General features: G+C 50.0%; 14 protein-coding genes and 1 pseudogene. 2 read left to right on the top strand and 13 right to left on the bottom strand.

The window, feature by feature from the left end; genetic code table 11:
• Positions 1-11: 11 nt before the first annotated feature.
• Positions 12-1187, bottom strand: a complete 1176-nt coding sequence (locus tag HGT71_RS07255; RefSeq protein ID WP_214217183.1) for a CinA family nicotinamide mononucleotide deamidase-related protein — start codon at positions 1185-1187, stop codon at positions 12-14.
• 31 nt (positions 1188-1218) lie between these two features.
• Entirely contained in the window at positions 1219-1524 is a 306-nt protein-coding gene (locus HGT71_RS07250) for a DUF883 domain-containing protein (protein ID WP_214217182.1), read from the bottom strand.
• Positions 1525-1777: 253 nt separating this feature from the next.
• Here HGT71_RS07250 and HGT71_RS07245 point away from each other — a divergent pair, with 253 nt between their 5' ends.
• Together HGT71_RS07245 and HGT71_RS07240 are read left to right on the top strand one after the other, a co-directional pair.
• Complete coding sequence (locus HGT71_RS07245) at positions 1778-3436, top strand: glucan biosynthesis protein D (protein WP_214217181.1); 1659 nt, start codon at positions 1778-1780, stop codon at positions 3434-3436.
• 180 nt (positions 3437-3616) lie between these two features.
• Entirely contained in the window at positions 3617-3922 is a 306-nt protein-coding gene (locus HGT71_RS07240; protein WP_214217180.1) for a hypothetical protein, read from the top strand.
• A gap of 200 nt (positions 3923-4122) precedes the next feature.
• Here HGT71_RS07240 and nuoN read toward each other — a convergent pair whose 3' ends face one another.
• From nuoN to nuoC, 11 genes and pseudogenes are all read right to left on the bottom strand, one after another.
• The gene (gene nuoN, locus HGT71_RS07235; protein WP_214217179.1) at positions 4123-5580 is read right to left on the bottom strand and encodes an NADH-quinone oxidoreductase subunit NuoN; all 1458 of its coding nucleotides are present in this window, start codon (positions 5578-5580) and stop codon (positions 4123-4125) included.
• 6 nt (positions 5581-5586) lie between these two features.
• A complete protein-coding gene (gene nuoM, locus HGT71_RS07230; RefSeq protein ID WP_214217178.1) occupies positions 5587-7107 on the bottom strand; it encodes an NADH-quinone oxidoreductase subunit M in 1521 nt (506 codons plus the stop codon).
• Positions 7108-7206: 99 nt separating this feature from the next.
• Positions 7207-9042 (bottom strand): NADH-quinone oxidoreductase subunit L, encoded by a 1836-nt coding sequence (gene nuoL, locus HGT71_RS07225; RefSeq protein WP_214217177.1) that lies wholly within the window; start codon positions 9040-9042, stop codon positions 7207-7209.
• A complete protein-coding gene (nuoK, locus tag HGT71_RS07220; protein ID WP_048912308.1) occupies positions 9039-9341 on the bottom strand; it encodes an NADH-quinone oxidoreductase subunit NuoK in 303 nt (100 codons plus the stop codon). Before nuoK ends, nuoL begins: the two co-directional genes overlap by 4 nt.
• Positions 9338-9892 (bottom strand): NADH-quinone oxidoreductase subunit J, encoded by a 555-nt coding sequence (gene nuoJ, locus HGT71_RS07215; protein WP_214217176.1) that lies wholly within the window; start codon positions 9890-9892, stop codon positions 9338-9340. Before nuoJ ends, nuoK begins: the two co-directional genes overlap by 4 nt.
• Positions 9893-9902: 10 nt before the next feature.
• A complete protein-coding gene (nuoI, locus tag HGT71_RS07210; protein WP_048912310.1) occupies positions 9903-10445 on the bottom strand; it encodes an NADH-quinone oxidoreductase subunit NuoI in 543 nt (180 codons plus the stop codon).
• 11 nt (positions 10446-10456) lie between these two features.
• Complete coding sequence (gene nuoH / locus HGT71_RS07205; RefSeq protein WP_214217175.1) at positions 10457-11434, bottom strand: NADH-quinone oxidoreductase subunit NuoH; 978 nt, start codon at positions 11432-11434, stop codon at positions 10457-10459.
• Positions 11431-14154 (bottom strand): NADH-quinone oxidoreductase subunit NuoG, encoded by a 2724-nt coding sequence (gene nuoG, locus HGT71_RS07200; protein WP_214217174.1) that lies wholly within the window; start codon positions 14152-14154, stop codon positions 11431-11433. The genes nuoH and nuoG overlap by 4 nt, the downstream gene beginning before the upstream one ends.
• 92 nt (positions 14155-14246) lie before the next feature.
• Positions 14247-15593: an NADH-quinone oxidoreductase subunit NuoF gene (gene nuoF / locus HGT71_RS07195; RefSeq protein ID WP_048912313.1), complete on the bottom strand. Its 1347-nt coding sequence runs from the start codon at positions 15591-15593 to the stop codon at positions 14247-14249.
• Positions 15590-16105: an NADH-quinone oxidoreductase subunit NuoE gene (gene nuoE, locus HGT71_RS07190; protein WP_214217173.1), complete on the bottom strand. Its 516-nt coding sequence runs from the start codon at positions 16103-16105 to the stop codon at positions 15590-15592. The genes nuoF and nuoE overlap by 4 nt, the downstream gene beginning before the upstream one ends.
• A 2-nt stretch (positions 16106-16107) precedes the next feature.
• Positions 16108-17921: pseudogene (gene nuoC, locus HGT71_RS07185) on the bottom strand (NADH-quinone oxidoreductase subunit C/D).
• Between the last annotated feature and the right edge of the window lie 27 nt (positions 17922-17948).

The following is a 17948-nucleotide window of genomic DNA, read 5'->3' as shown; positions in this document are numbered from 1 at the left end:
CCCGCTCTCCCCTAATCGCTACTCAGCGCTAAGCCTTGATAGATAAGCGTTACCGGTTGTCCGGTTAACCAACGATGAACCAAATACATCGCCTGCACCACAAGCACTTCCTGAAGACGTTGCGGCGCGGTCAATAGCGCGTCGGAAATCACTGCGTGAAAAGTATAGGTTTGGTGAGGCGTAGTAAGAATAAATCCCACTTCTTGACCCTTGACCAAGGGGCTAATCGCCAAGAAGAGTGTTTGGTCCGCGGGTTTTACCGCTAAGGATCGCATCCAGTTCTCTACATCCCACGTTTCGTTATTTCCCGTGATCTCGGCCCCACAGAGTGCAGCGTTTCCATTAGCTAACGTCCAGTTGAGCAATCCGGCTGAAAAGCCTTCTTGTAACTGCAATCGATAATGGCGCTGACTAAGTAACGTGGCGATTTCTGCAGCGAAACCTGCCTTCCCTTCAAAAAGAACAAAATCTTTGACGCGGCCCTTGATGATTTTCCAACAAGCTTGCATAGCGGCGAGTTGAGTCTGGTTACCGCTCAGTTTAATCTCAACGATAGGCGCTGCGGCACGATAGCCTAAGGTGACGCCCGCAGGCAGGTTGATATCAGCCAATAATGCAGCAATAGCGCTTTCTCCACGACCAAAAGTGGTCAACCGTAAACAGGCTAATTTCTCTGGCATGGGAAAGTATTGGGTAAGCCTGGGTAATACCTGCTCGGTGATCATTAACTTGAATTCAGCAGGCGGTCCCGGTGTAAAAAAGATCTGGCAATCATTAAGCTCAAGGCGAAAGCCACAAGCCGTACCGTTACCGTTCGGTAGCATTTCTGCTGTGTCAGGGATATCGGCTTGTTTAAGATTAATGGCTGCCATTTCCCTTCCCCGGCGGTCGAAGAAGGCCTGCAATTCGCTCAGCCACTGGACGTTACGGACGAGGCCAACGCCCGCTGCCTGTGCCGCGGCTTGGGCGGTAAAATCGTCGCTTGTGGGACCTAACCCACCGTTGACGATTAATACGTCAGCAACTCGGCTACGTTGTTGGAGTGTCTCCACCAGTGTCGGCAGACAATCTCCTGAGGTCGTGCGAAAAGTCATCGCGTAACCGGCTTCATAAAATGTGTTGGCAAGCCAGACAGCATTGGTATCGACGATTTCACCATGGAGTACTTCATCGCCAGTAGATAACATTTCGACCTTCACAGAAACGACCTCATTTTCGTTAACGTTTAGTCGAAACAATACCGCAAATCATCCCTGCTGCCCATCCCAATGCCAGCGTGCGCCAGGGAGATTCGGTCACGAATTGATTAATACAACGCGCTCGACGGCGGCTTTTTGCGATCAGTCCTTCTTTACTCGCCTCGAGTGATTCTCGGGCGTGATTAAGCGCTTGTTCCGCCTTGGCTTTTAATCCCAGATAGTAGGTATCGGTTAGATCGACTTCCGCTGCCAGTAACGCCTCAACACTCTCTGCGAGTGCAGATAATTGCTGCTGTAGTTGCTCCTGCTGATGTTTCTTAGACATACACTCTCCTCATACGATCATAGTCAATGGGTAACTGTCGACGTCATGCACGTTTTCACTGATCAGTGCTACGCTTTATTAATCTTAGCATACGCTGCTTATCCCTTAATTTTATGCAAGAATATCGGCGGACAAGATTACTCTGAAAAGCAGTAGTAAAACGAATTTTAAGCACGCTATAGTATCTGAAAGTTATCCATCGCGGAGGAGAGCTTCCTCCATTCTTTCATAGCTCTAAGGAAATGTTTTCGGCATGAATCGTAGAAAGTTTGTTAAAGCCTCAGTCGCATTATCCACCCTCGGTGGCCTTTCTGGGATCTCAGGATTGTTGTCAAATCAAGTGTGGGCAGCGGATGGGATTGCCGATGGCACAGCCAAAAAATTCAGCTTCGATAAGCTTAAAGCGCACGCCAAACAAATGGCCAGCAGCCCTTGGTCGGGAGCCCCAGGCGCCCTACCCGAGACCTTAGCTAACCTGACACCACAGGCCTACAATAATATTCAATATGATGCTAAACACTCGTTATGGGCTAACGTACCGCATCGTAAGTTAGATGTGCAGTTTTTCCATGTCGGAATGGGCTTTAAACGTCCGATTAGAATGTTTTCAATCGATACCGCCAGCCAAGATGCACGAGAGATCCACTTTCGACCTGAGTTATTCAACTATCACGATGCCAATGTCGATGTAAAACAGCTACAGGGCAAAAAAGATCTCGGCTTTGCAGGCTTCCGTGCGTTTAAAGCGCCTGAACTGGCACGTCGCGACATTGTCGCATTCTTAGGGGCTAGCTATTTCCGTGCCGTGGATGACACTTTCCAATACGGTCTATCGGCGCGTGGTGTTGCGGTCAATACCTTAACGCAGCATGAAGAATTCCCGGATTTCACAGCATTTTGGTTCGAAACGCCAAAAGCCGATGCCACCACTTTCGTCGTCTATGCATTACTGGACGGTGCGAGCCTAACCGGCGCATACAAATTCACCATTGCCTGCGAAGATAAACGCACCGTGATGAAGATCGAAAACAGCCTCTATGCCCGTAAGGACATCGAACAACTGGGTATCGCGCCGATGACCAGTATGTTTGGCTGCGGTACCAACGAACGCAGAATGTGCAATACCTATCACCCGCAAATTCACGATTCTGATCGTCTCGCGATGTGGACAGGTAAAGGCGAGTGGATCTGTCGCCCACTGAATAACCCGCGTCAGCTATCCTTTAATGACTTCACTGATGAGAACCCGAAAGGTTTCGGTTTATTGCAACTCAACCACAACTTCAGCGATTATCAAGATGTTATCGGCTGGTACGATAAGCGCCCAAGTCTATGGGTGGAGCCAGTGGGAAGCTGGGGTAAAGGTGCGATTAACCTGATGGAAATTCCGACCACCGGTGAAACACTCGATAACGTTGTCTGCTTCTGGCAGCCTGCAACCGCGATTAAAGCGGGCAGCGAAGTCGATTTTGCCTACAACCTTTACTGGAGTGCCTTACCGCCGGTCGAGAGTAACTTATCTCGTGTCGTTTCTACCCGTACCGGGATGGGTGGCTTCCCAGAAGGTTGGGCACCTGGCGAACACTTCCCTGAGACTTGGTGTCGTCGTTTTGCTGTCGACTTTACCGGCGCTGAATTGAAGGATGCTGCACCTAAAGGTATTGAGCCGGTGATTACCGTCTCGTCAGGCACCTTTAAGCAAGTTGAGATCCTTTATGTCGAACCTACCAATACTTATCGTATTCTTTTTGATTGGTATCCGAACAGCGACAGTACAACGCCGGTAAATATGCGGATGTTCCTGCGCACCAAGGATCAGACGCTATCTGAAACCTGGTTATATCAATACTTCCCCCCTACGGCTGACCAACGTAAATACGTTGATGACCGTAAGATGACAGCAGGTAATTAATCACCCTCCCCGAATCGCAAACTCTGCGATTCGGGGCAGTTTCCTCACCCATCTCTTGCGCTTTAATGCCCTTTGCCAGCCACAAGTATTTGCTATAGTAAAAGTAGGCAAGCTTCGAAATTATCACCTACTATTATTGTAATCTCGCTCAATTTTTTACTATAACAAAAGGAAATCGCTATGCGTAAAGCTGGTTTATTAATTCTTGGGGTGTTAGTGAGTGGTTCCGCAATGGCAAACATGGCCGCTGGTCAATCTGAAGGCGAACAAATTGCTGATGTTTGCACACATGTAAAACTGAATACCCATCCGATCACAGAGAGCGATGCGGCGACCATGAATGTGGGTAATGAAGTCCGTTTAGCCTTTAACCACGTCTTGAAAATGCATCCACAATTGGCACAGAACCCAACCGATGCAAAAGTCGATCAATGTAAACAACTGGTGGGGCAATCTCTACACCATCTGAAGAATAAGTCGATCTAATTCCTCTCCAACAGCCTAGCGACGCTGGGCTGTCACGCCTTCCTCCCCTTTTTTAATTTCCGAGAGAATACGTTTTGTCACGGTGACAAGGCAAACTGTGCTGCTGAGGTGTGTGATCACGAAGCGTGTTTAACGAGGGGGGTAAATCAAGCACCTACTCAGCGCGACAGCTTTTCGGTGCAAAGTGATTCTTTAATACCTTACAACAGCGGTTGTGCCATCTGTACCAAGGTAATCAGTGGTTGTGGGTAGAAGCCGGCCACAATAATCACTACCGCTGAAAGCAGTACGACAATACCGCCAGCGGTATAAGCCCAATTATTATTGGTATCGCGACTACGCTGCTCAGGCCCTTTTAGGAACAGGCTAACTGTTACCCGTAAGTAGTAATAAAGGCCGATAGCACTGCCCACAACGACCGCTGCCGTTAACCACCAGAGCTGAGCCTGCACACCGTTCGCTAACAGATAAAACTTACCGATAAAACCAAAGGTTGACGGGATCCCGGCTAAAGAGAGCATCGAGACCGCCATCACACTGGCCAGCACAGGGCGCTGCCAGAATAATCCGCGGTAAGAGTAGAGCGAGTCAGTATCGCTGCCGTTCGCCGGTGAAGACATTAAGCTGATCACCCCAAAAGCAATAAGGCTACTGAATAGATACCCGATCAGGTAAATCCCTGTCGCTTCTAAAGAGAGTTGATGCGAAGGCGTTGCAATCAAGGCAATTAATAAATAGCCAAGGTGGGCAATCGACGAGTAGCCCATCAACCGTTTGATATTACTTTGCGAGATCGCCATCAAGTTACCCACCAGCATCGAGGCTAAGGCAATAACGATCAGCACCACACGGATCGATTCATTATCAGCGACCGGAATGGAAACAAATAAGCGAATCAGTACCGCGAAAATCCCAATTTTACTGGCTGTCGCCAAGAAAGCCGAGACCGGAGCGGGTGCACCTTGATACACATCCGGCGTCCACAAGTGGAAAGGCACTAAGGATAATTTGAAGCCAAGACCAATAATTAACAGGCCAAAACCAGTGATCAAGAGTGATTGCTCGACCACTCCATCCGTCAGTGCCTTGGCTAAGGCTGGGAAACCAAGACTGCCGCTTGCCGCGTAAATCAGCGCAATACCGAATAGCATAAATGACGAGGCTGCCGCAGACAGGATCATGTATTTTAGCGCCGCTTCCAACGAACGTTTTTGTTGGAAGGCATAACCAACCAAGCCGAACAGTGGCAGCGATAGCAGTTCTACGCCAATAAACAGTGAAGCAAAGTGATCCGCATAAGCCAAGACTATCCCACCGAGGCCCGCAATCAGGACTAATAGATAGAATTCATCTTTATGGTCCGTGTAGCGCTCTAACCAACGATAGGCAAAGGTACAGGTCGCCAAACTCGCTAAGATCACTAATCCACTATAGAAAAAGGCATAATGGTCGGCTCTTAATAAGTCAGTTACCGTCGTAACAGGTTGATGCGCCGGGAACCAGATGGAAAATAGCGCAAGGTTAAGCCCAATCACCGTTAGCGTTGCGTTGAGAAAATGATTGCGACGCCAAGCAATGGATAGCATCACCACTACCACAGTTAATCCAACGATTAACATCGGCAGCAGTAAGATCAATTGTTGAGAAGTTATTGTCATGGCGGATTACTGCCTTGTCATTGTAAGTGAAGCGTTAAACCAGTGCTGAATGGCACCCATGGTTGACGAAGAGGTATCGAGGATCGGTTGAGGGAAGATCCCCAGCAACACAACCAATACGACTAAGATCAGAATCATGGTGAATTCGCGTGCATTCATCGCCGCCAGCGGCGTCTCAGACTTAGGCGCGCCATAATAGGCTCGCTGCATCATGATTAACGAGTAAACCGAGGCGAAAACTAAGCCGAAGGTCGCAGTCACAATAATCACTGGCACCACTTGGAAACTTCCGGTCAAAATCATAAATTCACCGGCGAAGTTACCCGTTCCTGGCATCCCGAGGTTGGCCACGGCAAAGAACAGTGACAGCGCAGGGATCCATTTAATTCGTGCCCATAATCCCCCCATCTGACGCATATCACGGGTGTGCAAACGCTCGTACAACTGCCCACAAAGAATGAACAGTGCCGCCGACGAAAGGCCGTGTGCAATCATCTGCACCACTGCACCTTGGTAGGCAAGCTGGCTACCGGTAAAGATGGCGATTACCACAAAGCCCATATGCGAAATTGAGCTGTATGCAATCAGGCGCTTGATATCGGTCTGAGTGAAAGCCATCCACGCACCATAAAAGATGCCGATTAATCCAAGTCCCATCGCAATCGGCGCAAACTCTGCTGATGCTTGCGGGAACAGTGGCAGGCTAAAACGCAGTAACCCATAGGCTGCAGTTTTTAACAAAATACCCGCTAGATCGACGGAACCGGCTGTCGGTGCTTGGCTATGTGCATCCGGTAACCAGCCATGCAGCGGAACAATCGGCATTTTTACCGCAAAAGCAATAAAGAAGCCGAGCATCAGTAAATACTGGACGTTGTGCGACATCGGCGTATTCAGCAGTTGCTCATAGGCAAAGGTCCAAACGCCGGTGGCCGAGTAATGTGTGAACACTAACCCGAGGATCGCAATCAGCATCACAAGGCCCGATGCCTGGGTATAGATAAAGAATTTGGTCGCAGCCGAAATCCGTGTCTTACCGTCAGACGCTTTATGTCCCCATAACGCTATCAGGAAGTACATCGGCACCAGCATCAGTTCCCAGAAGAAGAAGAAGAGGAACATATCCAGAGAGAGGAACACGCCCATCACGCCGCCCAAAATCCACATCAGATTGAGGTAGAAAAAGCCTTGGCGTTTTTGGATCTCTTGCCATGAACAGAGTACGGCCATCAATCCGAGTAGCGCGGTAAGCACCACCATCAACAGTGATAAACCATCAATCGCGAGGTGGAAGGTAATGCCAAAACGCGGGATCCACGCCGCGGTAAATGAAGACTGCCAGTGATCAACGCCAGTAGTCTGAGTGAATGAAAACCCGCCTTGCGACCAAAGTTGCAAAGCAAGTGCTAGCGTTAGCCCCATTGTGACGAGCGCAATCCAGCGCGGTACTTTAACGCCTAAGCGTTCAGCCAGCCAGCAGAGTAAGCCGCCAACGAAGGGGAGGATAATTAGCCAAGGTAGTAACACGGCGTAGAGTTCCCTTTTTTAGTGATTCTGAGTCATATTGCTCAAAAAATTTACGCTTGGAGGTAAAGGCGATACAGTATACGCCCTTACCTACGCACCCTAGATCACCAGCAGTAACGCTAGCACAACCACAGCACCGATACCCATTGACGCCAAGTACCAACGCACATAACCATTCTCACCGACCACTAATCCACGATTAAATAAGCGGGAGAACACAGCAAACAGATTCATTAACGCGTTAAGAGGATCGGATTTCAGTAACCAACCCACTGCTTTAAATGTCTTCACAAACAGCAGGTCATAGAGCCAATCGAATCCCCATGCAGCAAACCACCAGGTTGAGAGGAAACGCCCTGGTCCACTGGCTGCCACAGCATTGACCAGACGGCGCTTGCCTAACCATAACGCTGCCGCAATCAGAATACCGATAATCGCAATACTACCCGACACCATTTCCAGCATCTCTTTGCCTTCAGAAGAGAAATGATTCTCTGGCAGAACGCCCGCTAAAGGTGGCGTGATCATTGCACCGACGAAAGTTGATAAGACCAATAACACCAACAGCGGCAGGTGATGGGTAATCCCTTTACCTGCATGTGCCTTGATCTTCTCTTCGCCATGGAAAACGATAAAAATCATCCGGAAGGTGTAGATAGAGGTTAAGAAGGCTCCGACCAGGCCGGCAATCATTAATCCTTGATGACCATTTGCCATGGCACCAAACAGGATTTCGTCTTTACTGTAGAAACCTGCGGTAATAATCGGTAATGCTGACAGCGCCGCACCACCCACCAAGAAGCAGATATAGACCAAGGGTATGGATTTACGTAAGCCACCCATTTTGAAAATATTCTGCTCGTGATGACAGGCCAAAATGACTGAGCCTGAAGAGAGGAACAGCAATGCTTTAAAGAAGGCGTGTGTCATCAAGTGGAAAATGGCTGCATCCCACGCTTGCACACCCAGAGCCAGAAACATATAGCCGATCTGACTCATGGTTGAGTAGGCTAATACCCGCTTGATATCGGTTTGCACCAGTGCCGCGAAACCTGCCAAGACGAGGGTGACTGCACCAACGATCCCGACTAAATGCAGTACTTCCGGCGTCAGCAGGAATAAACCATGAGTACGGGCGATAAGATAAACCCCTGCCGTAACCATGGTTGCTGCATGGATTAACGCGGAAACAGGCGTTGGACCGGCCATGGCATCCGCTAACCAAGTTTGTAGCGGAAGTTGCGCCGATTTACCGACTGCTCCGCCTAATAACATCAAGGTTGCCCACTGCAACATATGATTGTCTGCAGCGAAATGTTGCGGTGCAAGCTCCACCACTTCACGGAAGTTCAGGGTTCCTAATTCGTTGTAAAGAATGAATAAGGCAAAGGCTAAGAATACATCCCCGACACGCGTGATGATAAAGGCTTTCATCGCCGCTTTACCGTTGTCAGGATTGGTATAGTAGAAACCAATTAATAGATAGGAACATAGCCCTACCCCTTCCCAACCCAAGTACATCAGCATCAAGTTATCGGCGAGCACCAACACCACCATACTGGCGATAAACAAGTTGGTGTAAGCGAAGAAACGCGAATAGCCCTCTTCACCACGCATATACCATGAAGCAAACATATGGATGAAAAAGCCCACTCCAGTCACCACCGATAGCATGGTCATTGAGAGACCATCCAACGTAAAGCGCACAGGAATAGTAAAAGGTGGCACGCTCATCCAAGTCCACAGTGTTTGTTCAAACACCGCGCGTCCGTGAGCGAAGAAGTCCATTCCCACATACAGCGTGGTTAACGCGGCCAGACCAATTGAGCCGATTCCTACTGTCGCAGAGAGATTTTCACTCCAACGCCCGCGGGAGAACGCCAATAATACGAAGCCAATTAAGGGAAAAAGGACGGTTAAATAGAGTAAGTTCATCCGCGCATCTCGCTCACTGAGTCAATGTTGAGTGTCTGACGACGACGATGGAGTTGGAGTAATAAGGCTAGGCCAATACTTGCTTCCGCCGCAGCTAAACTGATGGCCAAGATATACATCACTTGCCCATCTGCTTGTCCCCAATAACTTCCTGCCACAACCAATGCTAAGGCTGCTGCATTAATCATGATCTCAAGTCCAATCAGCATAAACAGCAAATTGCGACGTAGGATAATGGAGGTAAACCCCATGACGAATAAAATCGCCGCCAGAATTAATCCATGTTGTAACGGGATCATGAACGGTTCTCCTTCTCGTTATCTGCCCGATCATCTTCGCGGTTAGCGAGGACTTCACCCCGGCGCTCTTCGCGTCCCAAGTGATATGCCACCACGACACCGGCCAGTAATAACATTGACGCTAATTCAACAGCTAAGACATACGGCCCGAATAGACTAATTCCCACTTCTTTCGCCGCAATGACTGTCCCATCAATGCCTTGATCGTTAAGGATCAGAATCGACCGAACGATAACGACTAGCAGTAACAAAGCAATAGCGCCCGGCCCTATCCATAGAGAGGGTTTCAGCCACTCACGCTCTTGTTGCACGGTACTCTTTCCTAAGTTGAGCATCATCACAACGAAGACAAACAGCACCATGATCGCCCCGGCATAGACAATGATTTCTAATGCACCGGCAAAATAAGCCCCAAGGGAGAAGAACACACCAGCAATGGCTAATAGCGACACAATAAGGTAGAGCAACGCATGAATCGGGTTGCTATGTGTAATGACGCGTAGCGTTGCCAGAATGGCAATAATGCCGCAAAGATAAAACGCAAATTCCATGCCCGACTCCTTAGGGTAATAAGCCTTTAACATCGATAGGTTTGGCTTCGTTTTCTGCAGAGCCCTTCTCTTTCCCGTCAATCGCCATGCCTGCCATACGATAGAAGTTATATTCAGGATATTTACCGGGTCCTGAGATCAATAAATCTTCTTTTTCGTAAACAAGGTCTTGGCGTTTAAACTCTCCTAGCTCGAAATCAGGCGTCAATTGGATCGCTGTCGTAGGACAGGCTTCTTCGCAAAGGCCGCAGAAAATACAACGAGAAAAGTTAATCCGGAAAAACTCAGGATACCAACGACCATCATCCATCTCTGCTTTCTGTAGCGAAATGCAACCTACCGGACAGGCCACGGCGCATAAGTTACAGGCGACACAGCGTTCTTCACCATCCGGATCACGCGTTAACACAATCCGTCCGCGATAGCGTGGCGGTAAATAAACCGGCTCTTCCGGGTACATCTGTGTCTCACGCTTGGCGAAGGCATGCATCCCAATCATCCAAATGCTTCGGACTTGGGTTCCAAAACCCACCACTATATCTTTTATTTTCATGGTGTTATTCCTTACTGCGCGCTATAGAGAATGACGGCTGCGGTCGCCAGTAAATTCAATAACGTCAGTGGCAAACAAACTGTCCAACCAAAAGTCATTACCTGGTCATAACGTGGACGAGGCAGCGCCGCACGGATCAAGATAAACATCATCATAAAGAACGCTGTTTTCAAGGCGAACCAGACAAACGGCGGTAACCAAGGCCCATGCCACCCCCCGAAGAACAGGGTAACGATCAGCGCAGAAACGGTGGTGATCGCCACATACTCGCCGACGAAGAACAGGCCGAATTTCATTCCGGCATATTCGATGTGATAACCGTCCGCCAGCTCTTGCTCGGCTTCGGGTTGGTCAAAAGGATGTCGGTGACAGACCGCCACGCCAGCGATACAGAACGTCACGAACCCGAAGAATTGCGGGATGATATTCCATAAATGCGTCTGGCTGTTGACGATCTCCGTCATATTGAAAGAGCCAGCTTGTGCCACAACCCCCATCAGGGATAACCCGAGGAACACTTCGTAACTCAGTGTCTGAGCTGACGCACGCATCGCACCCAGTAGCGAGTATTTGTTGTTACTTGACCAGCCGGCAAAGAGCACGGCATAGACGGCTAAACCGGCCATCATCAGGAAAAATAGCAGACCGATATTGAGGTCAGTCACTTTCCAGGTTGGCGAGACAGGGACAATGACAAATGCCAAGAGTAATGAAACGAAGGCTATCACTGGTGCCATAGTGAAAATTGCACGGTCAGTAAAAGGAGGAACCCAGTCTTCCTTAAAGAACATCTTGATCATATCTGCCGCGAGTTGGAGTGAGCCTCCCCAGCCGACACGGTTAGGCCCGTAACGGTTTTGGAATAAGCCGAGCAAACGACGCTCTGCAAAGCTCATAAATGCGCCACACGCCACCACTACCAGTAAAATCACCACGGATTTTACCACTTGCAGAATGACATCGATCACTTCAGGTGTGAACCAGCTCATGCTTGTGCCTCCTGCAACATCTCCACCTCTGCCCCACTTAAGTAAGGAGGGATACCCGGCATGCCCACCGGCAGTCCCACTAAACCTTGCGTTAAGGTGTCAGAGAGACGTAAAGGTAAGGTCAACCCAACCCCTGATGCTTGTAAAGTAACGGATTGACCCGCTTGCAGCCCAAGTTTCTGAGCATCTTCTGGATGCAATACGACTTCCGCAGGCGCGGCACGTTGTGCAAAAACCTCGGAGCGCTGAGAAAGCTCTTCGCTACCGAATAGACGCCACAACGGTACAACACGCCAGTGCGCTTGTGGCTGATAAGCCGGAGGGATCGTTGTAAACCACTCGCCACCGGTACCTTGACCCTCAAACAGACGCACACCAGGATCACCATGGCGTAGGTGTCCACCCACTTCATCTTGGAATTTATTCCAAGCTTGTGGTGAGTTCCAACCTGGCGACCACGCAAAGGGGATTTGTGAGCGTGGCGCTTGCGGCTGGTTGTTACCTTCCATTGAGAAGGCAAACATAGTGTCCTTATCTTGTGGCTGGCGCGGTTCGTGCACACTGATATTGGCACGCATCGCGGTACGGCCACTCGAGCGGTGCGGCGAACGAGCGAGTTTCTGACCACGGATACGGAATGACGCATCCGGCGCGGCATCCTTGATGGCATTGAGGAAAGGTTTTTCCGCAATCACGGCATCAATAACATGGTCGAGCTGGGACCAATCGGTTTCCCGACGGTTCACGGCACGCTCTAAGGCATGAAGCCAGCGCCAGCTCTCTAGTTGAGTCACTGTGGTATCGTAATAGGCTGGGTCATAAACTTGGAAGAAGCGTTGCGCACGGCCCTCTTGGTTAATCAAGGTACCATCCGCTTCGGCAAAGCTGGCCGCAGAGAGAATAACCGAAGCCTTAGCTAAGGTTGTCGTGGCTTGGTGGTCAAGCACCACCACCTGATCAGCGCGACTTAAAGCTGCATCAACGACATCAGCCGGAAGGTGACGGTAGAGATCATTCTCCATCACGACCACCGCATCGGCTTCACCCTCGGTAAGCTTAGCCAACATCGACTCTAGCGGTTGACCGCCCAGTAATCCCAGTCCGATACTGTTGGCCTGCGGGGCCAATAGCGTAATACCGACTTCGCGACCTTGCGCCTTAAGGGCTTGCGCGACGTTAGCTGCGGCATGCAACAGATCGTCACTTCCGGCATGAGTACCGGCGATAATCAGCGGTTTTTTTGCGCCACTCAATGCTTGAACGATCACATCGACCTTAGCGGTTAAACGGGTATCAAAATCGTCTACCGCAGGGGCCGAACCGTCAATCGCATGGGCGATGGCAAAGCCCAGCCGGGCTTGATCTTCGACCGGTGCACAGTAATTCCATGCCGCGATATCATCCAGACGTGTCGGCTGTGCCGTGGTCATAAAGAGAGGATGCTTTGCATGTTGTCCGATGTTAAGAATGGCAGCAATCTGCCAATCGGCGACTTTCTGCGCTGCGGCTAATTCGCGCGCCTTGCCTTTAACGGCTTGGCGGACAGAGAGTGAAACACGGGCACCGACCTGTGTTAAATCTTCGCCTAATACCAACACCGCATCATAATTTTCAATTTCACGCAGTGACGGTGTATACAGGCCACGGTTCTGCAGGATGTCGATGATTAATTCAACCCGACGCTGCTCGGCAGCAGGCATCCCAGTAGAGAAATTCTCCGCTCCCACCAGCTGTTGCAGTGCGAAATTACTCTCCACACTTGCGCGACCCGAGCCGATTCCGACCACACGTTTTGCCTGACGAAGCAGATCAGCACTCGCGGTAATCGCTTGTTCCGCATTCATCGTTACCCAATTATCGCCATGGCGAAGTTGTGGATGACGAGGGCGATCGTCACGGTTGACATAACCATAACCAAAGCGGCCGCGGTCACAAAGGAAGTAGTGGTTTACGCTACCATTGAAACGGTTTTCGATACGGCGTAGTTCACCATAACGCTCACCGGGGCTGGTATTACAGCCGATGCTGCATTGATGACAGATGCTTGGCGCATACTGCATATCCCATTTACGGTTATAGCGTTCGGAGTGCGTTTTATCGGTAAAGACTCCTGTCGGACAGACTTCAACCAGGTTACCAGAGAACTCACTCTCTAAGGTGCCTGATTCGGTACGACCGAAGTAGACATTATCATGTGCACCGTAAACCCCAAGGTCGGTGCCGCCGGCGTAATCTTTGTAGTAACGCACACAGCGGTAGCACGCAATACAGCGGTTCATCTCGTGAGAGATAAACGGCCCTAAATCTTGGTTTTGGTGGGTACGTTTGGTGAAACGGTAGCGACGGAAGTTATGGCCGGTCATGACGGTCATATCTTGGAGATGGCAGTTTCCGCCTTCTTCACATACCGGGCAGTCATGCGGGTGATTGGTCATCAACCACTCCACCACGCTTTCTCGGAATTCACGCGCTTCAGCATCATCAATCGAGATAAAGGTACCGTCGGCAGCAGGTGTCATACATGACATCACCAGACGCCCACGGGTATCTTCGGCATTTTGATACTGTTTTACCGCGCATTGACGACATGCACCGACGCTACCCAGTGCTGGGTGCCAGCAAAAATAGGGAATATCGAGGCCCATGGAGAGACAAGCTTGTAGCAAGTTCTCTGCACCGTCTACCTGATACTCTTTTCCGTCTACATGAATTGTAGCCATAGTCAACATGCTCAAGTAAGGCTCGGTTTGACGCGAGCGTTAAACATTAATACTTATTTTTGTGTGATCGCTAGCTTTAACGGGCGAGCGTTCTACCAACGGCTTTTTAATAAGTTCGGTTGAATCCCGCTGATACTGCGTGTGTTGCCAAAAACTTGCGGCGCAATGCCCGCTTCGAACTCTTCGCGGAAGTATTTAATTGCGCTCTGTAACGGTTCAACCGCACCCGGCGCATGGGCACAGAAGGTTTTCCCCGGCCCCAGTTGGCGACAGAGTTGCTCTAAGGTTTCAATATCGCCCGGTTGACCTTTGCGCTGTTCCAACGCGCGCAGAATCTTGACGCTCCAAGGTAAGCCGTCACGGCAAGGTGTACACCATCCACAAGATTCGCGGGCGAAGAACTCTTCCAGATTACGTACCAAGGAGACCATGTTAATTTCATGGTCGACGGCCATGGCTAGGGCGGTACCTAAACGGCTCCCCGCTTTACCGATACTGGCGAATTCCATGGGCAAATCTAAGTGAGAGTCGGTTAAGAAGTCGGTCCCTGCCCCGCCGGGCTGCCAAGCTTTGAAGCGTAAACCGTCACGCATCCCGCCCGCATAGTCCTCTAAAATTTCCCGTGCGGTGATCCCAAAAGGCAGTTCCCACAACCCTGGGTTCTTAACTCGGCCAGAGAAGCCCATCATTTTGGTGCCCGCATCGTCGCTTTGGGAGAGACCTTTGTACCACTCCACACCGTTGGCTAAGATGGCCGGAACATTCGATAGCGTTTCAACGTTGTTCACGCAGGTCGGTTTTCCCCATACTCCTGCACTGGCAGGGAATGGCGGTTTTGACCGAGGGTTGGCGCGACGTCCTTCTAAAGAGTTAATTAAGGCTGTCTCTTCCCCGCAGATGTAGCGTCCTGCACCGGTATGGACAAAGAGTTCAAAATTGAAGCCAGTGCCCAGAATATTCTCGCCTAGTAGGCCTGCTTGCTTCGCTTCTTCAATCGCACGGCGTAAATTCTCAGCCGCCTCGACGTATTCTCCTCGTAAGAAGATATAGCCACGATACGCCTTGAGGGCGAAGGCGCTGATCAGCATTCCTTCCACCAATTGATGGGGCATTTGCTCCATCAATAAACGGTCTTTGTAGGTGCCGGGTTCCATCTCATCTGCATTGCATAAGAGATAGCGGATATTCATCGACTCATCTTTCGGCATCAGACTCCATTTCAAACCGGTGGAGAAGCCTGCACCGCCACGCCCTTTCAAGCCTGAATCTTTTACCTGCGCCACGATCTCATCGGGTGACATCCCGCCTAACGCTTTGCGCGCGCCGGCGTAGCCATTTTTGGCGCAATACTCGTCGAACCAGACAGGTTGTTTATCATCACGCAGACGCCAGGTCAGTGGATGCGTTTCCGCAGTACGAACAATAGTTTTGAAACTCATGAGTATTGCTCCAGCAGCGAGGCGATGGACTCAGGCGTTAAATGCACATGAGTGTGTTCACCAACCATCATCGTCGGCCCCTTATCACAATTGCCTAAGCAGCATGTCGGTAACAATGTGAAACGACCATCAGCCGTCGTTTGTCCCGGTTTGATCTGGAGGGTTTCCTCTAGCGCTGCTTGAATACCTTGGTAACCCGTAATATGGCAAACCACGCTATCGCAATAGCGAATCACATGGCGCCCCACAGGCTGGCGATAAATTTGGCTATAAAAAGTGGCCACGCCTTCCACGTCACTGGCCGGAATACCCAGAACTTCAGCAATGGCGTCAATTGCACCATCAGGCACCCAGCCCCGGTGTTTTTGAACAATTTTCAGCGCTTCAATCGAGGCAGCACGCGGGTCTTCATAATGGTGCTTCTCATGCTCAATCGCTTGCTGTTCGACATCACTCAGCATAAAACTGGCTTGGGTGTCGATCGTTTTAATGGAAATAGTTTGATCGTGCATAATTAGCGGTCCACATCTGACATAACAAAATCAATACTGCCTAGGTAGACGATAAGGTCTGATACCAAACTGCCATTGATCACTGAAGGGATCTGCTGCAGGTGAGGGAAACTAGGAGTACGAACCCGGGTGCGATAACTCATGGTCGAGCCATCACTGGTTAAGTAGTAACTGTTGATACCTTTCGTCGCTTCAATCATCTGGAATGATTCATTCGCAGGCATGACCGGCCCCCACGACACTTGTAAGAAGTGCGTAATCAAGGTCTCGATATGCTGTAATGTGCGCTCTTTCGGCGGTGGTGTCGTCAGTGGATGATCAGCTTTGAATGGCCCTTCTGGCATATTCTTCAAGCACTGCTCTAGAATACGCAGCGATTGCCACATCTCCTGCATTTTTAATTGCACGCGACTGTAAGCATCACTGATACCATCCCCGACGGGGATCTCGAAGTCGAAGTTTTCGTAACCAGAATAAGGACGCCATTTACGCACGTCAAAGTCTAGCCCCGTTGCACGCAGGCCTGCACCCGTGGTTCCCCAACGTAATGCTTCTTCTTGATTATAGGCCGCAACGCCTTTTGAACGGCCAACTAGCACAGAGTTACGTAACGCGGCTTTGTCATATTCTTTCAGACGCTTAGGCATCCAATCTAAGAATTCGCGCAGCAGACGTTCCCAGCCTTTCGGTAAATCATGGGCTACACCGCCGATACGGAACCATGCAGGGTGCATCCTGAAACCGGTAATCGCTTCGACCAAATCGTAAATTTTCTGACGGTCTGTAAAGGCGAAAAAGACCGGCGTCATCGCACCGACGTCTTGAATAAAGGTAGAGATATAAAGCAAGTGGCTATTGATACGGAAGAGTTCAGAAAGCATCACGCGGATCACGTCAACTTTCTCAGGTACCGTAATTCCGGCTAATTTTTCCACCGCAAGAACATAAGGCATCTCGTTAACACAACCGCCTAAATACTCAATCCGGTCGGTATAAGGGATGTAGCTGTGCCAGGATTGACGCTCGCCCATCTTCTCGGCCCCACGATGGTGGTAACCAATATCCGGTACACAATCGACGATTTCTTCACCGTCGAGTTGTAAGATGATACGAAAAGCACCGTGCGCAGAGGGGTGGTTCGGTCCCAAGTTAAGGAACATGAAGTCCTCATTGGCCGTGCCGCGTTTCATTCCCCATTTCTCAGGGTCGAAGGTTAACGCCTCCATTTCCATATCCTCTTTTGCTTTCGTCAACATAAAAGGATCGAATTCAGTCGCACGCGCCGGATAGTCTTTACGTAATGGGTGCCCGGTCCAGGTATCGGGCATCATGATACGCGTTAAATGCGGATGCCCTTCGAAGGTAATACCGAACATTTCCCAGGTCTCGCGCTCGTACCAGTTAGCGTTCGGGAAAATGTTGGTCAACGTTGGTAAGTTGAGATCACGCTCAAGCAACGCCACTTTCAGCATGATATCGCGATTACGATCGATCGAAATAAAATGATAAAACACTGAAAAGTCTGCTTCAGGCAGACCTTGACGATGTGTTCTTAACCGCTCATCAACGCCATGCAGATCATACAGCATGACATAAGGTTTCGGCAGTTGACGCAGGAAACTGATAATTTCGAGCAGTTGCTCACGGCGTACCCAGACCACAGGGATCCCAGTTCGCGTAGGTTGGACCGTAAAAGCATCAGGCCCAAAACGATTACGCAGCTCACCGACCACCGGATCATCAAGGTGATCCTGTGTCTGCCAAGCAGCGGGGTTTTGCTGTTGCGTGTTGATATCTGTCATACGTTGTTCACCATTCCGGCCAGTATTGGCACGACAAAGAA

The sequence above is a fragment of the Rosenbergiella epipactidis genome (genome assembly GCF_018494055.1).
Taxonomy (GTDB): Bacteria; Pseudomonadota; Gammaproteobacteria; order Enterobacterales; family Enterobacteriaceae; genus Rosenbergiella; species Rosenbergiella epipactidis.
This window is presented reverse-complemented; position numbering and strand designations above follow the sequence as displayed.

Bases quoted from the DNA above. Each gene is read 5' to 3' on its own strand.
- HGT71_RS07255 (WP_214217183.1), bottom strand. From the start codon at position 1,187: ATGTTATCTACTGGCGATGAAGTACTCCATGGTGAAATCGTCGATACC.
- HGT71_RS07250 (WP_214217182.1), bottom strand. From the start codon at position 1,524: ATGTCTAAGAAACATCAGCAGGAGCAACTACAGCAGCAATTATCTGCA.
- HGT71_RS07245 (WP_214217181.1), top strand. From the start codon at position 1,778: ATGAATCGTAGAAAGTTTGTTAAAGCCTCAGTCGCATTATCCACCCTC.
- HGT71_RS07240 (WP_214217180.1), top strand. From the start codon at position 3,617: ATGCGTAAAGCTGGTTTATTAATTCTTGGGGTGTTAGTGAGTGGTTCC.
- nuoN (WP_214217179.1), bottom strand. From the start codon at position 5,580: ATGACAATAACTTCTCAACAATTGATCTTACTGCTGCCGATGTTAATC.
- nuoL (WP_214217177.1), bottom strand. From the start codon at position 9,042: ATGAACTTACTCTATTTAACCGTCCTTTTTCCCTTAATTGGCTTCGTA.
- nuoK (WP_048912308.1), bottom strand. From the start codon at position 9,341: ATGATCCCGTTACAACATGGATTAATTCTGGCGGCGATTTTATTCGTC.
- nuoJ (WP_214217176.1), bottom strand. From the start codon at position 9,892: ATGGAATTTGCGTTTTATCTTTGCGGCATTATTGCCATTCTGGCAACG.
- nuoI (WP_048912310.1), bottom strand. From the start codon at position 10,445: ATGAAAATAAAAGATATAGTGGTGGGTTTTGGAACCCAAGTCCGAAGC.
- nuoH (WP_214217175.1), bottom strand. From the start codon at position 11,434: ATGAGCTGGTTCACACCTGAAGTGATCGATGTCATTCTGCAAGTGGTA.
- nuoG (WP_214217174.1), bottom strand. From the start codon at position 14,154: ATGGCTACAATTCATGTAGACGGAAAAGAGTATCAGGTAGACGGTGCA.
- nuoF (WP_048912313.1), bottom strand. From the start codon at position 15,593: ATGAGTTTCAAAACTATTGTTCGTACTGCGGAAACGCATCCACTGACC.
- nuoE (WP_214217173.1), bottom strand. From the start codon at position 16,105: ATGCACGATCAAACTATTTCCATTAAAACGATCGACACCCAAGCCAGT.